Source organism: Methylovulum psychrotolerans, from assembly GCF_002209385.1.
GTDB lineage: Bacteria > Pseudomonadota > Gammaproteobacteria > Methylococcales > Methylomonadaceae > Methylovulum > Methylovulum psychrotolerans.
This window is the reverse complement of the sequence record NZ_CP022129.1, coordinates 1728633-1745218: the sequence shown is the minus strand read 5'-3', so window position 1 is coordinate 1745218 and position 16586 is coordinate 1728633. Positions and strand designations below refer to the sequence as shown.

General features: G+C 51.3%; 13 protein-coding genes and 1 pseudogene. 2 read left to right on the top strand and 12 right to left on the bottom strand.

Annotation, left to right across the window (positions count from 1 at the left end; all coding sequences use genetic code 11):
* Positions 1 to 65: 65 nt before the first annotated feature.
* The 10 genes and pseudogenes from CEK71_RS07925 to truA all read right to left on the bottom strand — a co-directional run bounded on the left by CEK71_RS07925 (position 66) and on the right by truA (position 9194).
* Complete coding sequence (locus CEK71_RS07925; protein WP_088618890.1) at positions 66 to 554, bottom strand: ATP-binding protein; 489 nt, start codon at positions 552 to 554, stop codon at positions 66 to 68.
* Positions 555 to 775: 221 nt separating this feature from the next.
* Positions 776 to 1168 carry a hypothetical protein gene (locus CEK71_RS07920; protein WP_088621539.1) on the bottom strand — a complete coding sequence of 131 codons (393 nt, stop codon included), beginning with the start codon at positions 1166 to 1168 and terminating at the stop codon, positions 776 to 778.
* A 233-nt stretch (positions 1169 to 1401) separates the two neighbouring features.
* Positions 1402 to 2838, bottom strand: coding sequence for a sugar phosphate nucleotidyltransferase (locus CEK71_RS07915; RefSeq protein WP_088618889.1), 1437 nt, complete (start codon positions 2836 to 2838; stop codon positions 1402 to 1404).
* Complete coding sequence (locus CEK71_RS07910; protein ID WP_088618888.1) at positions 2838 to 3560, bottom strand: sugar transferase; 723 nt, start codon at positions 3558 to 3560, stop codon at positions 2838 to 2840. Before CEK71_RS07910 ends, CEK71_RS07915 begins: the two co-directional genes overlap by 1 nt.
* A gap of 3 nt (positions 3561 to 3563) precedes the next feature.
* Entirely contained in the window at positions 3564 to 4772 is a 1209-nt protein-coding gene (locus tag CEK71_RS07905; RefSeq protein ID WP_088618887.1) for a WecB/TagA/CpsF family glycosyltransferase, read from the bottom strand.
* A 4-nt stretch (positions 4773 to 4776) separates the two neighbouring features.
* Complete coding sequence (locus CEK71_RS07900) at positions 4777 to 5286, bottom strand: serine O-acetyltransferase (RefSeq protein WP_088618886.1); 510 nt, start codon at positions 5284 to 5286, stop codon at positions 4777 to 4779.
* 5 nt (positions 5287 to 5291) lie between these two features.
* Positions 5292 to 6257: a glycosyltransferase family 2 protein gene (locus tag CEK71_RS07895; RefSeq protein WP_088618885.1), complete on the bottom strand. Its 966-nt coding sequence runs from the start codon at positions 6255 to 6257 to the stop codon at positions 5292 to 5294.
* Entirely contained in the window at positions 6254 to 7435 is a 1182-nt protein-coding gene (locus CEK71_RS07890) for a glycosyltransferase family 2 protein (RefSeq protein WP_088618884.1), read from the bottom strand. The genes CEK71_RS07895 and CEK71_RS07890 overlap by 4 nt, the downstream gene beginning before the upstream one ends.
* A gap of 379 nt (positions 7436 to 7814) precedes the next feature.
* Positions 7815 to 7934, bottom strand: a pseudogene (locus CEK71_RS24290) (IS701 family transposase); the annotation flags it as partial.
* 435 nt (positions 7935 to 8369) lie between these two features.
* A complete protein-coding gene (gene truA / locus CEK71_RS07885; RefSeq protein WP_088618883.1) occupies positions 8370 to 9194 on the bottom strand; it encodes a tRNA pseudouridine(38-40) synthase TruA in 825 nt (274 codons plus the stop codon).
* Positions 9195 to 9350: 156 nt separating this feature from the next.
* Here truA and CEK71_RS07880 point away from each other — a divergent pair, with 156 nt between their 5' ends.
* A complete protein-coding gene (locus CEK71_RS07880) occupies positions 9351 to 10901 on the top strand; it encodes a cation:proton antiporter family protein (RefSeq protein ID WP_088618882.1) in 1551 nt (516 codons plus the stop codon).
* 206 nt (positions 10902 to 11107) lie between these two features.
* Positions 11108 to 11806, top strand: a complete 699-nt coding sequence (locus CEK71_RS07875; protein WP_088618881.1) for a TSCPD domain-containing protein — start codon at positions 11108 to 11110, stop codon at positions 11804 to 11806.
* A gap of 120 nt (positions 11807 to 11926) precedes the next feature.
* On the opposite strand, the gene CEK71_RS07870 is transcribed toward CEK71_RS07875, so the two are convergent.
* Positions 11927 to 15496 carry a transglycosylase domain-containing protein gene (locus CEK71_RS07870; protein ID WP_088618880.1) on the bottom strand — a complete coding sequence of 1190 codons (3570 nt, stop codon included), beginning with the start codon at positions 15494 to 15496 and terminating at the stop codon, positions 11927 to 11929.
* A 67-nt stretch (positions 15497 to 15563) separates the two neighbouring features.
* Entirely contained in the window at positions 15564 to 16586 is a 1023-nt protein-coding gene (gene holA, locus CEK71_RS07865; protein ID WP_088618879.1) for a DNA polymerase III subunit delta, read from the bottom strand.

Below are 16586 nucleotides of genomic sequence, written 5' to 3'. Positions count from 1 at the left end.
AATCGCCAATTTTTTAATTATTTGCGACATTGCTGGCTAAGGGTAAACTGCCATTTTTTTAACGCTTAAAAACGCTTCATAAAAGTCAAAATATTTTGATGCGGTTGGGCCGTCAGTGCGGCAATAGCGGGGTATTTTTCACCCGGACGTAAAAGCGGGGCTTGTTCGTTTTGCCCGATGGTTTGGTAGTAATAATCATCGACACAGGCATTGATAATCCACCAGCCCCGACTGCCTTCCTTGGCAAAGTCGGGCAATAGCGGTTCGGGCAAAAACGTCATGGAGGTGCCGGTATCGATAATTTCAATGCGCAATAGCCGTTCCTCCTGACTCCAGCGCACGATAATTTCATGATTTGGCTGGTTGTGGTAGGCATGGATGATAACGTTGTTTAAAGCTTCAACGGCGGCATGTTGGACTTCAAGCGCACAAGCCGGGCTACCGCTGGCATACAGGCATAGCGCGTGCAAGGCTTCGCAAACCAAAGAGATTTTCTCGGCATTACTGCTAATAGTCAAGGTTATGCCATTGCCGGGTTTGAATGTTGCCAACATGGAAAAAAGTCCTTAAGTTACCAAAGAAACCGTGGGCGCGGCATAGAAAAACGCCTGCATGACAGAAGGCACAGCGAGCATGTGCATTTTTTATGATGATTGTAACGGATTATGGGAACGGCTTAAACTACTTAAGCATAACAGCGGCTTTTTATGCTTTTGTAGGGCAAAGCACCTGCAAATGGCTTAAGCAAAACGCCCAGTCCCTTGCCCTACGCCAATTAATCTTGTTCGGGCTTGGGTTCCTCAACCTTAAATAAGTCAGTGACTAAACCTATATGGGGGGCAAGTTGGGGCGGCACAGGAATTGTCCACGTTTTACCGACGATACGCGCAAGTATATTATCCAGCCAGAGCCGATTAGCTTGGGCGTACCGGAGGGTAACTTGGCAAGATTGCCCATCACTTACGACACCAAAACCTTCCAAACAGATTTCAATCGCTTCGTCTTCACCCGCCAATTTTAGTTGAACGAAGGCTGTTTGCGCATCTAGGTCGACACTAAAATCGGTCAACTCTGCAATGCCTTTGAGGTTGATATTGGCGACCCATAAAATCAATTTTGTGGGTGTCCATTTTATGGCCATTTTTATTAAACGGGTTTTGTAGCTCACGGTTCGCTCATTTTTATAGTGGTTGAAAATAGATAAGAACACCGTTTATAGATGTTGTTATGTTTGGCTTACAGGACAAACATAAGTCTTTAAGGGATGTACCGCTTTAGGGCATCGGTAAAGGCTAAGCTTCCAACCGTATAGATCGGATACTGCAAGCACTGCCTTTCTATTGTATAGTAGTCGCCAGTATATTGCGTGACCCCGATGATTATTTTTGTGCACTTAAGGACTTAGCCGCGCCATGCTTTGGCCGATAGCAGGCCGCGTAACGCGAGGGCCAGATAGCGGAAATCTTGCCGGATACTGAAATTTGCCCAGTAAAACGAATCGCTGAGCAATTTTTCCTCTTCGGGCGCATCGGCGGGGATAAGCAATTGGGTAGGGCCTAATAATCCGGCTGGAGCTTGGTCAGCAAATTGCTCCCAATTTTCGGTGCGTTGCGCCGAGGTTTCAAGACTGACAGGCAATGCCCCCACTAGACGCAAATCACCGCTGATAACCGCCCATAGACGCGGCAGATAACGCAACACCGGAAAACCCAGCGGCAATTCCCATGCCGCAAATTCCGCCCGTTGCGGCAAACCGAAATCATCCAATTTTATTTTGTTACCGCGCAAGCGACAGGCTAGGGGTGTGGCGTTTTTTTGTCCGGCAAGCAAAACCGCCGCCAATAGCCACAACGGTAAACTGAGCACCAATAACACCACACCTGCGCTACGGTTATAGGCATCGCCTAAGCCTTGGTGCAGGGGATTGGTGGTCAAATCAGCCAGCAAAAACGTATCGGTTATCTTAAGTATCGCCCCACTGTCCACGCGAATCAGTTCATTACCGCGCACAATGGCGTTACGGACTTCCACCAATTCGCCGACATAGCTATGCGGCAGGATAACACTATCGGCAATGCTGGCACGGCGATCAATGATGACATGATCGCCTATCACGACCTCACCGCTCAATTCCACAGACGGATGCAAGCTACAATAAGCGCCAATCAGGGCAATACCCTGTTTGATGTTTTGTGGGTAAGCTTGGCTGTTACGGCCTTGCGTCATGCCCAAAGCGGTTTGCAAGCCGGGCAATAACAGCGGGATGCGGCCTGCGGCGGCATCCAGATTCGCTTGATGGAAACCAGCCAAGGAATCCAGTTTGGCCACACCTCCCACCACGTCAACCGAAGGGATGGCTTCCTCGGCCAATGTCCAGTCGGCATTGGCTAAAACGTTAGGACGCAGTTCGCGGCAAAACAACATAAAACCATTGTCTCCGCCGCATCGGGCCTGTACGCAAGGGGCGGCCAGCACTTGTGCTTGCGCGACAAAATCACCGACCATACTGCTACGCACCACGTCGCCGCGTAAGAGCAGAAATGGCGGTTCAGGTGCTATGCTTAAGCTTGCCAACACTTGCTGCGGAGTCTCTTCGCCACGGCTGGTGCTAAAAGTCAACGCCATACCCCAGCGTTCGCCAGTACAAAAAAAATCTTTCACGGCTTCGGCATGGGGCGAAAGCACAATGTGGGCTTGGCGTAAGCCAGCTTGTACTAAAGCTTCCAAGGTATGTTCCAAAACGCTTTTGCCAGCCAACGGCAATAACGGGATACAGGTATTATCGGTCAGCGGCAATAATTCTTGGCCTTTTCTGTCCGCTAAAATAATAACGTCCATCAGTAAGCTCCTCGGCTTAACAGCACCGCCGGAATGGTTTTCAGCAACAGCTTGATATCCAGCCACACCGATTGCGATTGGATATATTGTACATCCAACTGAACTTGTTGCGGGAAGGGGATATTAGAACGCCCCGACACTTGCCAGATACAAGTAATCCCTGGAATAACTTCCAAACGTTGGCGGTCTTGCAGGGAATATTGGTTCACTTCGGACGGCAAAGCCGGACGCGGACCGACTAAAGACATATCGCCCTTAAAAACATTCCATAATTGCGGCAGTTCGTCTATTGAGGCTTTGCGGATGAACTTACCGACCGGAAAGATGCGCGGGTCGTTTTTCATTTTAAACAGCACCCCGCCAGCCATCTCATTTTGCGCCTTGATTTCTTTTAGGCGTTGGTCGGCATCAAGATACATGGAGCGGAATTTCCACATTGTGAACAACTTGCCCCAACGTCCGACGCGGGTCTGCTTATAAAATACCGGGCCTGGCGAGCTTTTGTAAATCAACGCCATAATCACTGCAAACAGCGGTATCAGTAAAATCATTAATATGACCGAAGCCAGCACGTCGATCAGACGCTTGACAAAATAAGTGCCGCTAATAACGCCATGCCATAACCAACGTTTAAGCAACATCCGGGGAGAAATGCCGCTGTTCAGATACCGCAGGCGGCTATAGCGGTGCAGCAATTCATGCTGCAATTCATCGTCGTTCATAGTTCATCCTTGTTGGCGTTGTCGCCAAACACGATAGAGAAACAAAGGGTTGCCGATCAAATAACGCCGCCACATACGTCCAGGTTCTTGCAGCAAACGCCACGTCCATTCGATGCCGATTTCGCGCATCCAAACCGGGGCGCGAGGAATACGCCCAGAATAATAGTCGAACAGGCCACCCACCCCCATACACACAGGCACCCGCAATTGCTCACGGTAACGCGCCAACCATAACTCCTGTTTAGGTACACCAAAACCGACCAGCAAAACGGCCGCCCCAGAGGCATTGATGGCGGCAAGCACTTGCGGTTCTTGCGCATCAGAAAAAAAACCGTCTTGGACACCGGCGATTTTTAAGCCAGGAAAGCGTTGCTGCATGGCGGTTGCCGCCTGTTCGGCAATACCCGGCAAACCGCCCAACAAAAACAGGCTGTAGCCTGCTTTGGCGGCGCGGTCGCACAAACGCGGGAACATATCCGTGCCGTTGACATTTTCGCGTAAGTGCTGCCCCAGCAAACGGCAGGCGATTTTAATGCCGATGCCGTCCGGCAACACGCATTCGGCATTTTGCAGGACTTGGCGGTAGTCTTCATGGGTATAAGCGATATTCAGGCAAGCGGGATTGACGAAAGCCAGCAGCGAAGTGTGTGGCTTGTCGAGGCAAGCCTCAAGCCAATCTAAGGCTTCGGTCATGGTAGTATTGAGAATATCGACCCCCCAAAAATGCAGCAAGGGCGCAGTAGGCCGGTCGGCATCACCCTCTAAGACCCAAGCAATGAGTCCGCGCAAGCACAAGCCAATATAGCTTTTAATCGACAGATGAGTGAAAAACGCATGGTCAGTGGCAAATTCGCCATCATAAGCCAAGCCTACTTGCCGCTTAAGGCTGTAGGCAGACAGGACACCGGGCCGAAAATTAAAATGGTCGCTGGCCTTAGCGCCTAACTGTTCGGCTTCGGCGGGCGATAAGGCGCGGACTCCTGCCCAAGCCAAATCACCTGCCAACACATTGATCAGCACCGCTAAATTTTTGCCACTAGCGGCACTAGCGAAACTGAGGCGGTTAAACGGGCGTTGCCGATAACCCAGTTGCGGCATACGGATAAAGACCTGATGCGTACTTATCTGCCCGGCCACGGCACGGTAAAGCAAAAAAGGCGACAGCAACAGCAGCAACACACCGCTGACCAGCACATCGAATAAACGGGTCATGGCCTTATTCCTGAAGTTTGCGCGGCTTAATCACGGCGGGAACCCCCACCGCCAACGAGTTGGCAGGCACATCCTTCAGCACTACGGCATTCGCACCGATGGCGACATCGTCGCCGATGCGGATTGCGCCCAATATTTTCGCACCTGTGCCGATGTCGACACGGTTGCCGATCACCGGTGCCCCAGCTATCCCAGTGTGTTTCAGACCGATAGTCACGCCGTTGCGGATCACCACATCATCACCGATGACTGTGTCGCCGCTGATGATGATGCCGCCAAAATGCTCAATGACCAAACGCCGTCCGACTTGGGTTTCACAGGGCAAATCAATGCCCGTCAGAATTTGCGACGCTAATTTTAAGAGACGGTACAACAAGGAAAACGGCAAGCGCAGCCAACGTTGCCGAATGCTATAACGCCAGCGGCCAAAACGGTAGACCACCATCACCCATAGGCCTTGGCGGCAAATGTCACCCTCATAAGCCCGCCAATCTTCTCTAATCAGTTCAAACATACGCTTCACCAAGGTTGGGGTGGGGACACCAAACCGCCTTGGGTTTCCACCCAAGCTTGCGCCCATAGTTGCACAATATGCCGGGATTCGGCGGCTTTTTCGGGGGTGCGGTGGGCATTGCGCCAAGCCCGCAGCCGATGCCAATTTTGTTCCAGACTTTTAGCAAGCCAACTATAAACCCAGCCATGCCATTTACGGTAATAAAGCAGTTGGCTACGCATACGCCATAAGGTCAATTGTTTACCGGCACTGGAAAACACCAGTTCATCAACCGTTTCCGACGATGCACCGCCAACATGGGTAATCAGCAAATCCGGCCAGTAGTAGACTTTAAAACCCGCTTTACGGATGCGCTGGCACAAGTCAACTTCTTCATAATAAAGGAAAAAACGCGGATCGAACAGACCGATTTGAGCCACCAAGCTACGCGGTATAATCGCAAACGCCCCAGGCACCCAATCCACATCGGCGGCTTGCAACGGGTCGGCCCAAGAGCGGTCGAATTTGCCGAAAAAACGCGAGCCCGGATAACGGTTTGCCAAACCGGACAGCGTCAGGCCATCATTCAATAAAGACGGAAATTGCCGTGCCGACGGTTGCCATTCGCCCTGCGTACCTTGCAATAACCCACCGCCCATGCCCGCATCGGCGGTTGCTTCACTATGTTGCAAAGCCTTTGCCAGGGTATCGGGCGGTAATACCGCGTCGGGGTTGAGCAGCACCAAATAGCGGCCTTGTGCTTGTGCTAACGCCAGGTTGTTGGCGTTGCCAAAGCCTAAATTGGTGTCATTGGCAAGCAAGCGGATCTGCGGATAGTCGCTGCGGACAATATCCGCCGTACCGTCCCGCGAGGCGTTATCGACAACGATAATGTCAAAATCGGCTAACGTTTGCGCCATTAAGCTATCTAAGCACAACCGTAACAACGGCGCACTGTTGTAAGTGACGATCAGCACCGATAATTCACTCATAATCCCTCCCTATCTGTCCGTTGCCATTGGGCGTTGCGCCGGGCATTACGCCACAATTTTGGCATTAAGGTCAGTTTCCAGAAAATATAAAACGGTACCATCGCTAAGGCTTTGATTTCCGCAAGGCCGCCACCGCCGCATCGGATTGCCAGCAGCACATGCCCAACAACCAGCAGTAATCCAGCCAAGGCATAATACTGCACAATAGGCAATGGTAGCAATAAAGCCGCCGCCAGCAACAGCACATGATAAGCCAGCGGCAACAACAACAATTCCGCCAACGGTTCCAACAAACGCCATTTGCCTTGTAACACCCCCATAAATAAGAGAGGGATATGTTCGGCCATGAGCCGGAAGCGTCCGCCTTCCCAACGGCTACGTTGCACGGCGGCATTAGCCCCTTGGTTAGGCGCGTCGGACAATACCGTTACGGCATCAAGAAACCGCACCTGAAAACCCGCGTCGACAAGGCGCAAATGATATTCCATGTCTTCCGCTATAGAACCCGCTTCATAAGGCACGGCTTCGAGCACAGTACGGCTAAGGGCAAAACCGTTACCTAAAATCCCGACCGAAACGGCCAGCTTTTCGCGGCCTACCAACCGTAATTCATTAAATGCCAACCACGCGATATATTGCAGGCGGGCGCGGCGTGAGGCTTGGGGATTGGCGATACGGTAACGGCATTGTAGGGCTTGCTTGCCTTGGGCAAAAGCGAGTTGAAAGGTATGAACAAAAGCGGTATCGACACGGCTGTCGGCATCAACCACAATAAAACCGGCAAGACTTTCCGCCAACAAGGTTTTAAACGCATAATCGAGAGCATAGCCCTTACCGCGTTCCGTCTCATTATGCCGCACCAATACCCTTGCCCCCGCAGCGGCGGCAAGCGTGGCGGTATCGTCTTGGCAATTATCGGCGATGACGACCAGTTGGCAACCGGGGGCGTATTGAAGGCTGGCATTCAGATTGGCGATACACGCACTAATACCGTCAGCTTCATTGTGGGCCGGCATGACCACAGCCAGACGCGGCAACTCCGCAGGAGACTCAGAAAGGCTTTGCGGTCGGGATCTATACCCAATAGCGGCACCCGTTAAGACCAACAACTCCAACGTACCGGGTAATGTTAAAAGGAACAGGAGCCATGCCAGCAGTGAAAGTAATGCCTGGATCATAAAACCTCAATAAGCCTTTAAGGAGTGGATTTGATAGCCAATAAACAGGTGTTGCTTATGCCGTTTAACGGGTTTGCCCTGCAAACATCCCCTTATCTGCACTTTGCTACATTCCTAAGGGTACGCCGCACCTAAATTAGGCATAAAAGCCTACCTGCTTTATTGATCTTATTATTATTTTTAATATACGCTTTATATCCAAATGGGTACGCGTATCGTAAAGGAACGCGGTAAGGACTAAAAGCTTAAGTGTTGACAGTGTACCGCCTATCCGAAAGGCATTATCCTCTACACCGTTACGTCTGTCGCGATTATTTATTAATTACATCATGCACCCAGCTCTTTCATTTTGTTATGACAGCTTCTTAAATAACTGATGTTACGCAGCCCTTAGTTTTTGCAACTCTTCATAAGCCATTTGGTTGGCCTTGACGAACAGCTTGGCCCGCATAGCGAAATGATTGGTTTTATGTTTTATCTTCAGGCATTCGAGCTTGAAGCATCGCCGACAAGCCCGTCGCCGTTGCAAAGCCTTGATTGCAGATCAGGTAGTCTGTGTAGAGTTCTATTTTTTCTTTTTCCATCCGTCAATGATACTCTTTTTGGGATGGGGTGCGTAACATCAGTTAAGAATTTTGCCATTTTTACGCCCTAGATTAACAAATAGCCGTGATTCTACTGTCTTTAAGCGATAAAAGCTGTTAACTGCTTCACATTTTCCATAATTTTAAAGCACTTTTTACAATTTAGGGATGGGCTGGCTTGTACCAGCCCTCTTTAGGAACGTGCATAAAATTAAGTAGGCGTTCATGACACCTTAGCGTGTCCGATTCTACCTTTCAGTCCCTGAGCGGAGCCGAAGGGCCGCTCCCTTCGGCTCCGCTCAGGGAACAGCCCTTCATCTCTACAACAGGCTTTATTTCGTGCACGTTCCTTAAAGAGATTTGTTAGCCCAACCGTCATCAAAGCGTTTGGCATCGTCGGGTAACTGTGCGAACACCGGATTTTTTACCAAACCAAACTGTTCCGGGTAATACACCCCACCCAAATATAAGCCTTGGGGCGGTGCGGTGCGGGCGGCCAGTTTGCGGTCTTTGGCGGCCAGTAAAAACTGCGTCCAAGTGACGGGTTGCTTGCCCATGCCTATTTCCATCAGCACCCCGGCAATATTCCTGACCATGTGGTGCAAAAAAGCATTGGCGGAAATATCCATAATCACTTGGTCGCCCTGCCGATAAACCGTAATAAAATACAGCATCCGCCTAGGGCTTTTCGATTGGCAACCTTGCGCCCGGAAGGACGTAAAATCATGCTCGCCCAGTAGGGCTTGTGCCGCTTGGTGCATTTTTTCCGCATCTAAAGGTTGCGGACACCATGTCGTCTGCTGATACAGTAAGGCCGATTGGGTGGCGCGGTTACTGATAATGTAGCGGTAATAGCGGGCGATGGCGCTGTAACGGGCATGAAAATCTGCCGGGGCGGGTTGCGCCCAAAGAATCCTGACATCATTCGGCAAATGGCTGTTACCGCCCAAATGCCAAGCCTGCAAAGGCCGTTCCGCCGAGCTGTCAAAATGCACTACCTGCTCTAAGGCGTGTACGCCGGAGTCGGTGCGTCCGGCGCATAACACCGTGACCGGATGCTGGGCGATGTTGCTTAACGCCTGCTCCAACACTTGTTGGACGCTACACGCATGGGCTTGCGCCTGCCAACCGTAGTAAGCGCTGCCGTTGTATTCTATGCCGAGGATAATACGCATTAATCAGATAATCAGAGGGGAAAGTTAAAACCGTCTATTTTAAACCACCCAAGCCTAGCAGTGACGATGAATTCAGCCGCGCTTTTTAGTGCCAGCCAAATCTGTGGCTTCACGCTATAATCACCGTATCACTTACCCGAATCAGGAGCAGTCACTATGGAATTAGAGTTAATTTTGGTAGGTACGGCGTATCTGGCAGGCTTAATCACCAGCCGCTTATATTTCCCGCCCTTGGTCGGCTACCTTATCGCCGGCTATGTTTTACACGCCCTAGGCATCCACCCCGACGCTACCTTGGCGCATCTGGCAGATATTGGTATCCAACTGCTGCTGTTTACCGTTGGCCTGAAACTGAAGCTACATTCATTATTAAGGCGCGAAGTGCTGAGTGTCGGCGGTTTGCATTTGCTGATCGTAACGGCGGTGTCGGTGGGCATTTTCTTTGCCTTAGGCGGCCATTTGTCCGGCGGGCTGGTGCTGGGGATTAGTTTGGCATTTTCCAGCACGGTGTTGGCGATTAAAGTGCTGGAAGACAACGGCGAATTGTCCACCCTGTACGGGCGGGATGTGCTGAGCATTTTGATTTTGCAAGATATTGTCGCCATTGGCCTGCTGGCTGTCACCAGCGGCAAACAACCGACCCCGTGGGCATTGGGGCTGTTGCTGCTGCCCTTATTGCGGCCTGTTGCTTACCGCTTCCTGAATGCCAGCCGCGCCGCCGAACTGAAATTGTTGCTGGGGTTTTCCTTAGCGTTGGCGGGCGGCATGTTGGCGGAAAAAGTCAGCATTTCCAGCGATATTGGCGCGTTACTGATGGGGGTTATGTTGGCGGGACATCCTAAAACCGATGAGCTGGCCGCTAAATTATGGGGCTTAAAAGAGGCCTTTCTGGTGGCGTTTTTCCTGCAAATCGGTTTGACCGACTTGCCCGGTTATGACGAACTGATACAAGCTTTATGGCTGTTGGCGGCCTTGCCTTTACAAGGCTTGCTGTTCTTCACCTTATTTTTGCTGGTCGGGCTACGCGCCCGCACCGCCTTCATTTCTTCGCTGGCTTTGATGACGTACAGCGAGTTTGCCTTAATCACCGCCTCGGCAGTGGTTGATGCCCATTGGTTGCCGCCGGTTTGGGAAGCAACCATTGGTTTGGCGGTCGCGTTGTCGCTGGCGGTCGCTGCGCCCTTAAACCGCGTTTCCCATCGCTTATTTGCCCTGCTCGCGCCTTTTTTAACGCGCTTTGAGCGCCAAACCAACCACCCCGACCGCTTACCGGGCAGTGTCGGCATTGCCGAATGGCTAATTATCGGCATGGGGCGCACCGGGTTATCGGCATATCAGGCCTTTTGCCAACAAGACAAGCGGGTTTTGGGTTTGGATGCCGACCCGACCGTTTTGGAAGCCTTATTAGCGGAGGGCCGCCGGGTCATTTATGGCGATGCGGAGGATAACGCGCTCTGGGAGAGCCTACCCCTAAACAAAATCAGGGGGATTATCCTTGCTGTCCCCGATTTTGAGCTACGCGCCTTAGCAATTACCCAACTGCAATTACGCCAGTTCCAAGGCCATATCGGCACCGTGTGTCTCCTAGATGATGAAGAGGCAAAGTTACGCGCCTTAGGCGCTGACTTTGTGATACACCCTTTTATTGAAGCGGGTACGCAACTGGCGGCGCAACTGTTAAGCAGTCCGGCGGCGGACAAAACCTAAACCTTGGTTTACGCTATAAAACCGCCCGCCATAACAGCAAAATAATAGGCATAATTTAGGCTTTGCCTTGAAATTTACTCTATATAATCTATATTTTGTGTTAATCTTTGTTTTTTTAACTATATGCAGTGTTAGCTTGGCCTAAAGACCAGCAAGTCCGCTTATCAATAGCCCGCTAAACCCTAATAACTGATCCCGACAATATTATGATCCAGCAAATTAATAAAAAAATCACCGGTTATAAAGTCTTAACCCCTAACACACCGGCAAGCAACGAAGACGAGAATCCGGTCCAAGAATCCATACCCGGGCTGGAAAGTATGCACGAAAACATGGCGCGGCCAGAGATTTTGTACGGCTCGACCTACAAAATCAAAACCCCGCAGTCGGAACACGCGCTGTATATCACCATTAACGATATGATTCTCAACTTAGGCAGCGAACATGAAGAGCGCCGCCCTTATGAGGTGTTCATTAACTCGAAAAATATGGAGCATTTCCAATGGGTATTGGCCTTGACACGGGTCATCTCGGCGGTGTTCCGCAAAGGCGGCGATGCCTGTTTCTTGGTGGACGAACTTAAAGCCGTGTTCGACCCGCGCGGCGGCTATTTTAAAAAAGGCGGCGTGTTTATGCCGTCGCTGGTCGCGGAAATCGGTTGCGCCATCGAGTCGCATTTAAAAAATATCGGCATGTTAAAAGACACCGAGCTAGATGCCCACCAAAAACAGTTTTTGGCGGAAAAACGCCGCGAATTTAACACACTCCATGCCGAAACCGCTAACCAGGACGATTCCAGCTTTCCTGCTAAAGCCTTATTATGCGGCAAATGCCAAACCAAAGCCGTGGTGCTGATGGACGGCTGCATGACCTGCCTGAATTGCGGCGAGAGCAAATGCGGTTAAAGACAGGCTACAAAACGCGTTAACTAAGCAGCCTGACCTTTCAGGTTTTAGCAACCTGAAAGGTCAACGGCGGTTCGGTTTGCGGTCTCTTGACCATAAACGCTAACCGCCCCTGCCGCCCTAAGGCGCTGGTGCAGCGGGCGGCACTGCCGCTGGCTGCGGCTTAGGTGGCTTAACGACAGGTTTGGCCGGGGCTGGTGTGGCTGCTGGCGGCTTAACAGGTTTAGGGGCGGGCTTCACTGCCGGACGGCTAGGCACAATCACAGGGATGTTAACCGTCGGGCTGGGCTTGGGTGGTTTGGGCAACGGTTTCACCACGGGTTTAGTCGCCGCTGGTGTGGCCGGGATTGTCGGTTTCACCACTTTAGGCTTGACTACAGGCGGCTTATTTTCACCGTTAGCATCAACTTCCGGTACAGAGGGTTTAACGGTTTTAGGCTTGGCTGTCACTGGCTTAGGGCTCGCCTTAACTGCCGCCGGAGTGGCGGAAGGCGTTAAGGATGCCTTAGGTGGCGATACTTTTACCGGCTTAGGCTTTGTCGGTTTATGTATCGGTTTGGTGGCTTCCACGGGCTGCACGGTTTTCACGGCGGCGGGTTTGGCCGCTTCGGTGATAGTTTTAGCATCCATATCCTCAGACACCACAGGTACGCTCATCCCCTCTTCAGTTTTCAGGCCTTCACCTCCAGGGGAGGTATTAATCAGTGGCGATAAAGTCGGCTTAAGGTGGCGCATGATCTGCACGGGCAAGGAACTGGTAAAATGATAGCTACCCGCATTTTCTCCGGCCACATAAGCGGTAATGACCCCGAAGAAACGCTCGCCAATAAAGAACGTAAACACCGCCGCGCGGCTGACAAACTTCGATTCGATTAAGCGCCCGCCTGCCCCCCATACTTCTTTACGGTGGTCGCCCGTACCCGTTTTACCGCCCACCGCTAAAGGTTGTCCGGCGAGATTAGTATAAACACCCCTCAAGCGCGAAGCCGTACCGCCATCCACTACACCGATGAGGGCTTTTCGTGCGGCAATGGCGATTTCTGGGGCAAACACCTGCTGGCCTTGGCCAAGGGTTTTATGCAAAACCGTTTCATACGGTGTGCCTTGGGCAAAGTGCAGGCTGTCAAAACGCACTATCGGCAATTTTCTGCCGTCATTGCGCAGAATGCCCATCAGTTCCGCCAACGCGACGGGACGGTCGCCGGACGCACCGATGGAAGTCGCATAAGAGGGGGTCAGTTCTTCAAAAGGATAACCGACTTTTTGCCACGCCTTGTGGATCTCCCGAAACGCCTCAATTTCCAATAAGGTCATAATACGCCGTTGCTGGGCGTTTTTGCGGCCATTTTTAAATAACCAACGGTAGACATCCTGGCGTTGTTGGGCACTGGCCGCCATCATGTCATCACGGTCAATTTTAGCGTTTTGCACCAAATAACCGACCAACCACAATTCCAGCGGATGGATTTTGGTGATGTAGCCTTGATCCTGCAAATCGAAGTGCTTAACCGTATATTTGTCATACAGGCTATAAATATCGTCATCGGATAACTGGCTGCCTTCAAGCCGCTGGAGCAAGAACTTTTTTAACGCCTGCTCATCGGCATCAGGGTAAACCGCACGGAACAGCATGGCCAGCCGCGACGGTTTGGCAAGCACCCTATTGGCCAAAATTCCGAAAGCCTCTTCCGGGGTTTTGTCCTGATATTTATTATAAAAACGCTGCAAGTAGACGCTGCCCTCATTATCGGCAAAGCGGTGCAGGTATTCTTTGCGGCGCGTGTCGTCAGGGCTTTCCAGCCAACGCGCCAAACCGTCGGGCTTATAGAGGTGATGGTACACTTCGTCGCGCATCAGCCGGATAAACACTAAATTGACCGAATCCCGCAACGCGTCGCGGATGGACATGATTTTACCGTTGTCGGTGTTGCTGAAATTGCTGAAGGTATGCAGCCCGCCGCCAGTAAAAAAGCTCTCCCCAGGGCTGGATGAGTAACGCCTGTCTAAGGCTTTATCCAACAAAGTCTGTAGGTCAATTTGCGGGTTAGCGGTCAGTTGCTCGATAACCCATTGGGAGAGGTAGTCACGCGGATGTAAGGGAATTTGGCGTAAGGCGGCAGCGGGCCGGTTTTTATAATTTTCGTAAATGTCGGCCAGCAATTCCAGATAATGCACCATGGTGCGCAATTTGGCGGTGGAGCCTAAATCTATGCGGATACCTTCGTTAATGTCCAAAGCTTGGTCGTAGTTGTCGGTTTGGACGCGCAACAGATTGCCGCTTTGCCCGCGCTCAAACAGCATCAAGCTATAGACGATCGGGGCCAGCTTGGTATTTTCGTTCAGCATCCGCTTGCCTAACAACCCGGCCGCTTGGGCATATTCCGGCTCGCCCAAGCGCCGCAACTCCTGATTGACCGCCTGTTGGGTATTAAAATCCAGCGTGGTTTGCACGGTCAAATCCAACCTGTCCAAATCATAATTGGATTTGACGCTTAACATTTTCCCCAAGCGGCTACGCAACACCGCTTGGGTTTTTTTCTCGGCGGCAAATTTGCTGGGAATGATGGCGGCTTTACTCGGACGCAGCGTCGTCTCACGCAATGCCGCATCGCGCAGGGCATTGGAAATTAGGCCTTGTTCCGCCAAAATCCGCAAATAGCTGTTGGTTAGGTTTTGCAGGGCATCAAAACCTGGCCCCAATAAATAAGTAGGCCGCCGTTGCGACAACAAAATCCCCAACACTTGCCGATACGCTTGCGCCTGTTGTGGGCTGACACGTTTTGCCGCTAAAGCCCTAGGCGACAGCAATTTATTAATTTCGTTAAAATCCGCCCCAAACCAAGCCGCCAAACCATCACCTAAGCCATGGATTTCGCCGGATTTTGGTGTTGCCGCCAGCGGCATGGAGTTTAGGTAAGATAAGGCGATTTCTTGGCGCATGGCGCGGGTATCAGGGCCTTTAAGATAAGCGCGTACCGAAGCCGTGCCCATTTGCCGGAATTTATCGACAATAGAATTGGTATAGCCGTTTGGGGAATGGCGGTATTTTTCGATTTGTGTCGCCAAGGTACTGCCGCCCGGCACGGTACTGCTCGCCCCTAGCTTATGCGCCATCAGTTGCAAACTGGCAAAACCCAACCGATCCCACTCAATGGCCGGATTGACTTGAACGTTCTGCTCATTGAGCAACTCACGGTTTTCAATAAATAATAAGGTATTGAGGATGACAGGCGGCACCGCGTCGAAATTCGGATACCCATAAGCCGGATACATCGCTTTGAACACCAATTGGTTACGGCGGTCAAGAATGCGCAGGCCTGCTTGGGTTTTTTCATGATAAATGGTGAACAAGCCATAGTCGACCAGTTCCGCCATCATGGGCGAAAAATCTGCCTGGGCGGTGATGTCATAACCGGCTTTTTTTAAGCCATCAATGGTTTCAGGTAACAAGGTGTAACCTAGCCGTTGGTCATAAGGGCCAGATTTCGGATAGCGCACGGAATTACTCGATCCGTTGACGAGTTTAAAACTGAGTTGTTTGCTGATCTGGGAAAGATACTGCGCCTGATATTTTGACGTTTTCACTTCCTGCTGCACCAACCGGGCGATAACCGCTATCACAACGACCAACACAACGACAATGTAAATTGTCAGAACCCGCTTAACTAATGAGTGTTTTTTTTGCTTCACGCGCCTTTTCCGTTACAACGAAAGAACAGGTTCTTTTTCACTTGCCATAACCCCCCATAAACCCATCCTATTGTTGCTGGATAACGGGGATTGACGCTAACATCAGCGCTAACGCCCGCAACGTTTCCCAGACATCGCCCGCTTGCTGGCCCTTGCTTTGCCGATCTGCCCTGGCGCTTAACACCAGCACTTGGCTTAACTCATTTTCAGCCACCCTGTGCAAGGCTTCGCCCACTAAGGCCTTGCGTTTATCCCAGATTTGATTGTTTTTAAACGCCGTCTCCAAACTCTGCCCCTGCGCCAACGCCCATTTTATTTTCATCAGTGTCCTGGCTTCGCGCAGGATAGCCCATAACACCACTTGAGGGGCGACCCCTTCGGCGTGCAGGCCTGCCAACATTTTTAAAATCCGGTTGGCCTTACCCGCCAAAATGCTGTCCATCAACTTAAAGACATCATAACGGGAACTGTCCGCGACAGCGGCTTCAACTTGTTGGACGGTCAGCGCACCATTGCCATACAGCACATACAATTTTTCAATTTCTTGCGCCGCCGCCAGTAAATTGCCTTCAATGCGCGAAGCCAATAAGCGCAGGCCCGCCGCCTCAACCTGTAAGCCCCGCTGTGCCAAGCGCTGTTGCAGCCAGCGCAATAAATCCTGGCCTTCTAAAGGCCATATTTGCATGACCACACCCGCTTTATCTAACGCCTGAAACCATTTTGTTTTCACCGATTCCTTATTGAGTTTACCGGCGGTTATCAGTAATAACGAGGTGTCAGGCAAACGCTCACAATAGGCCATTAACGCCTTCGCACCTTCCATGCCAGGGGTACTGGCGGACAACCGTAACTCGATAATTTGTTTATCGGCAAAAATGGACATGGAATCCGCCGCCAAGCTGAGCTGTCCCCAAGCAAAACCCGCATCAACAGAAAAGACTTCGCGTGAGGTAAATCCGGCCTGCCGGGCCGCCGCCCTGATGGCATCGGCCGCTTCGCCTATCTGGAGAGGTTCGTCACCACTGATAAAATACACCGCCGCCAAACTTTTTTGTAAGGCGGGGTTCAGTTGTTCAAGCCGTAACTGCAT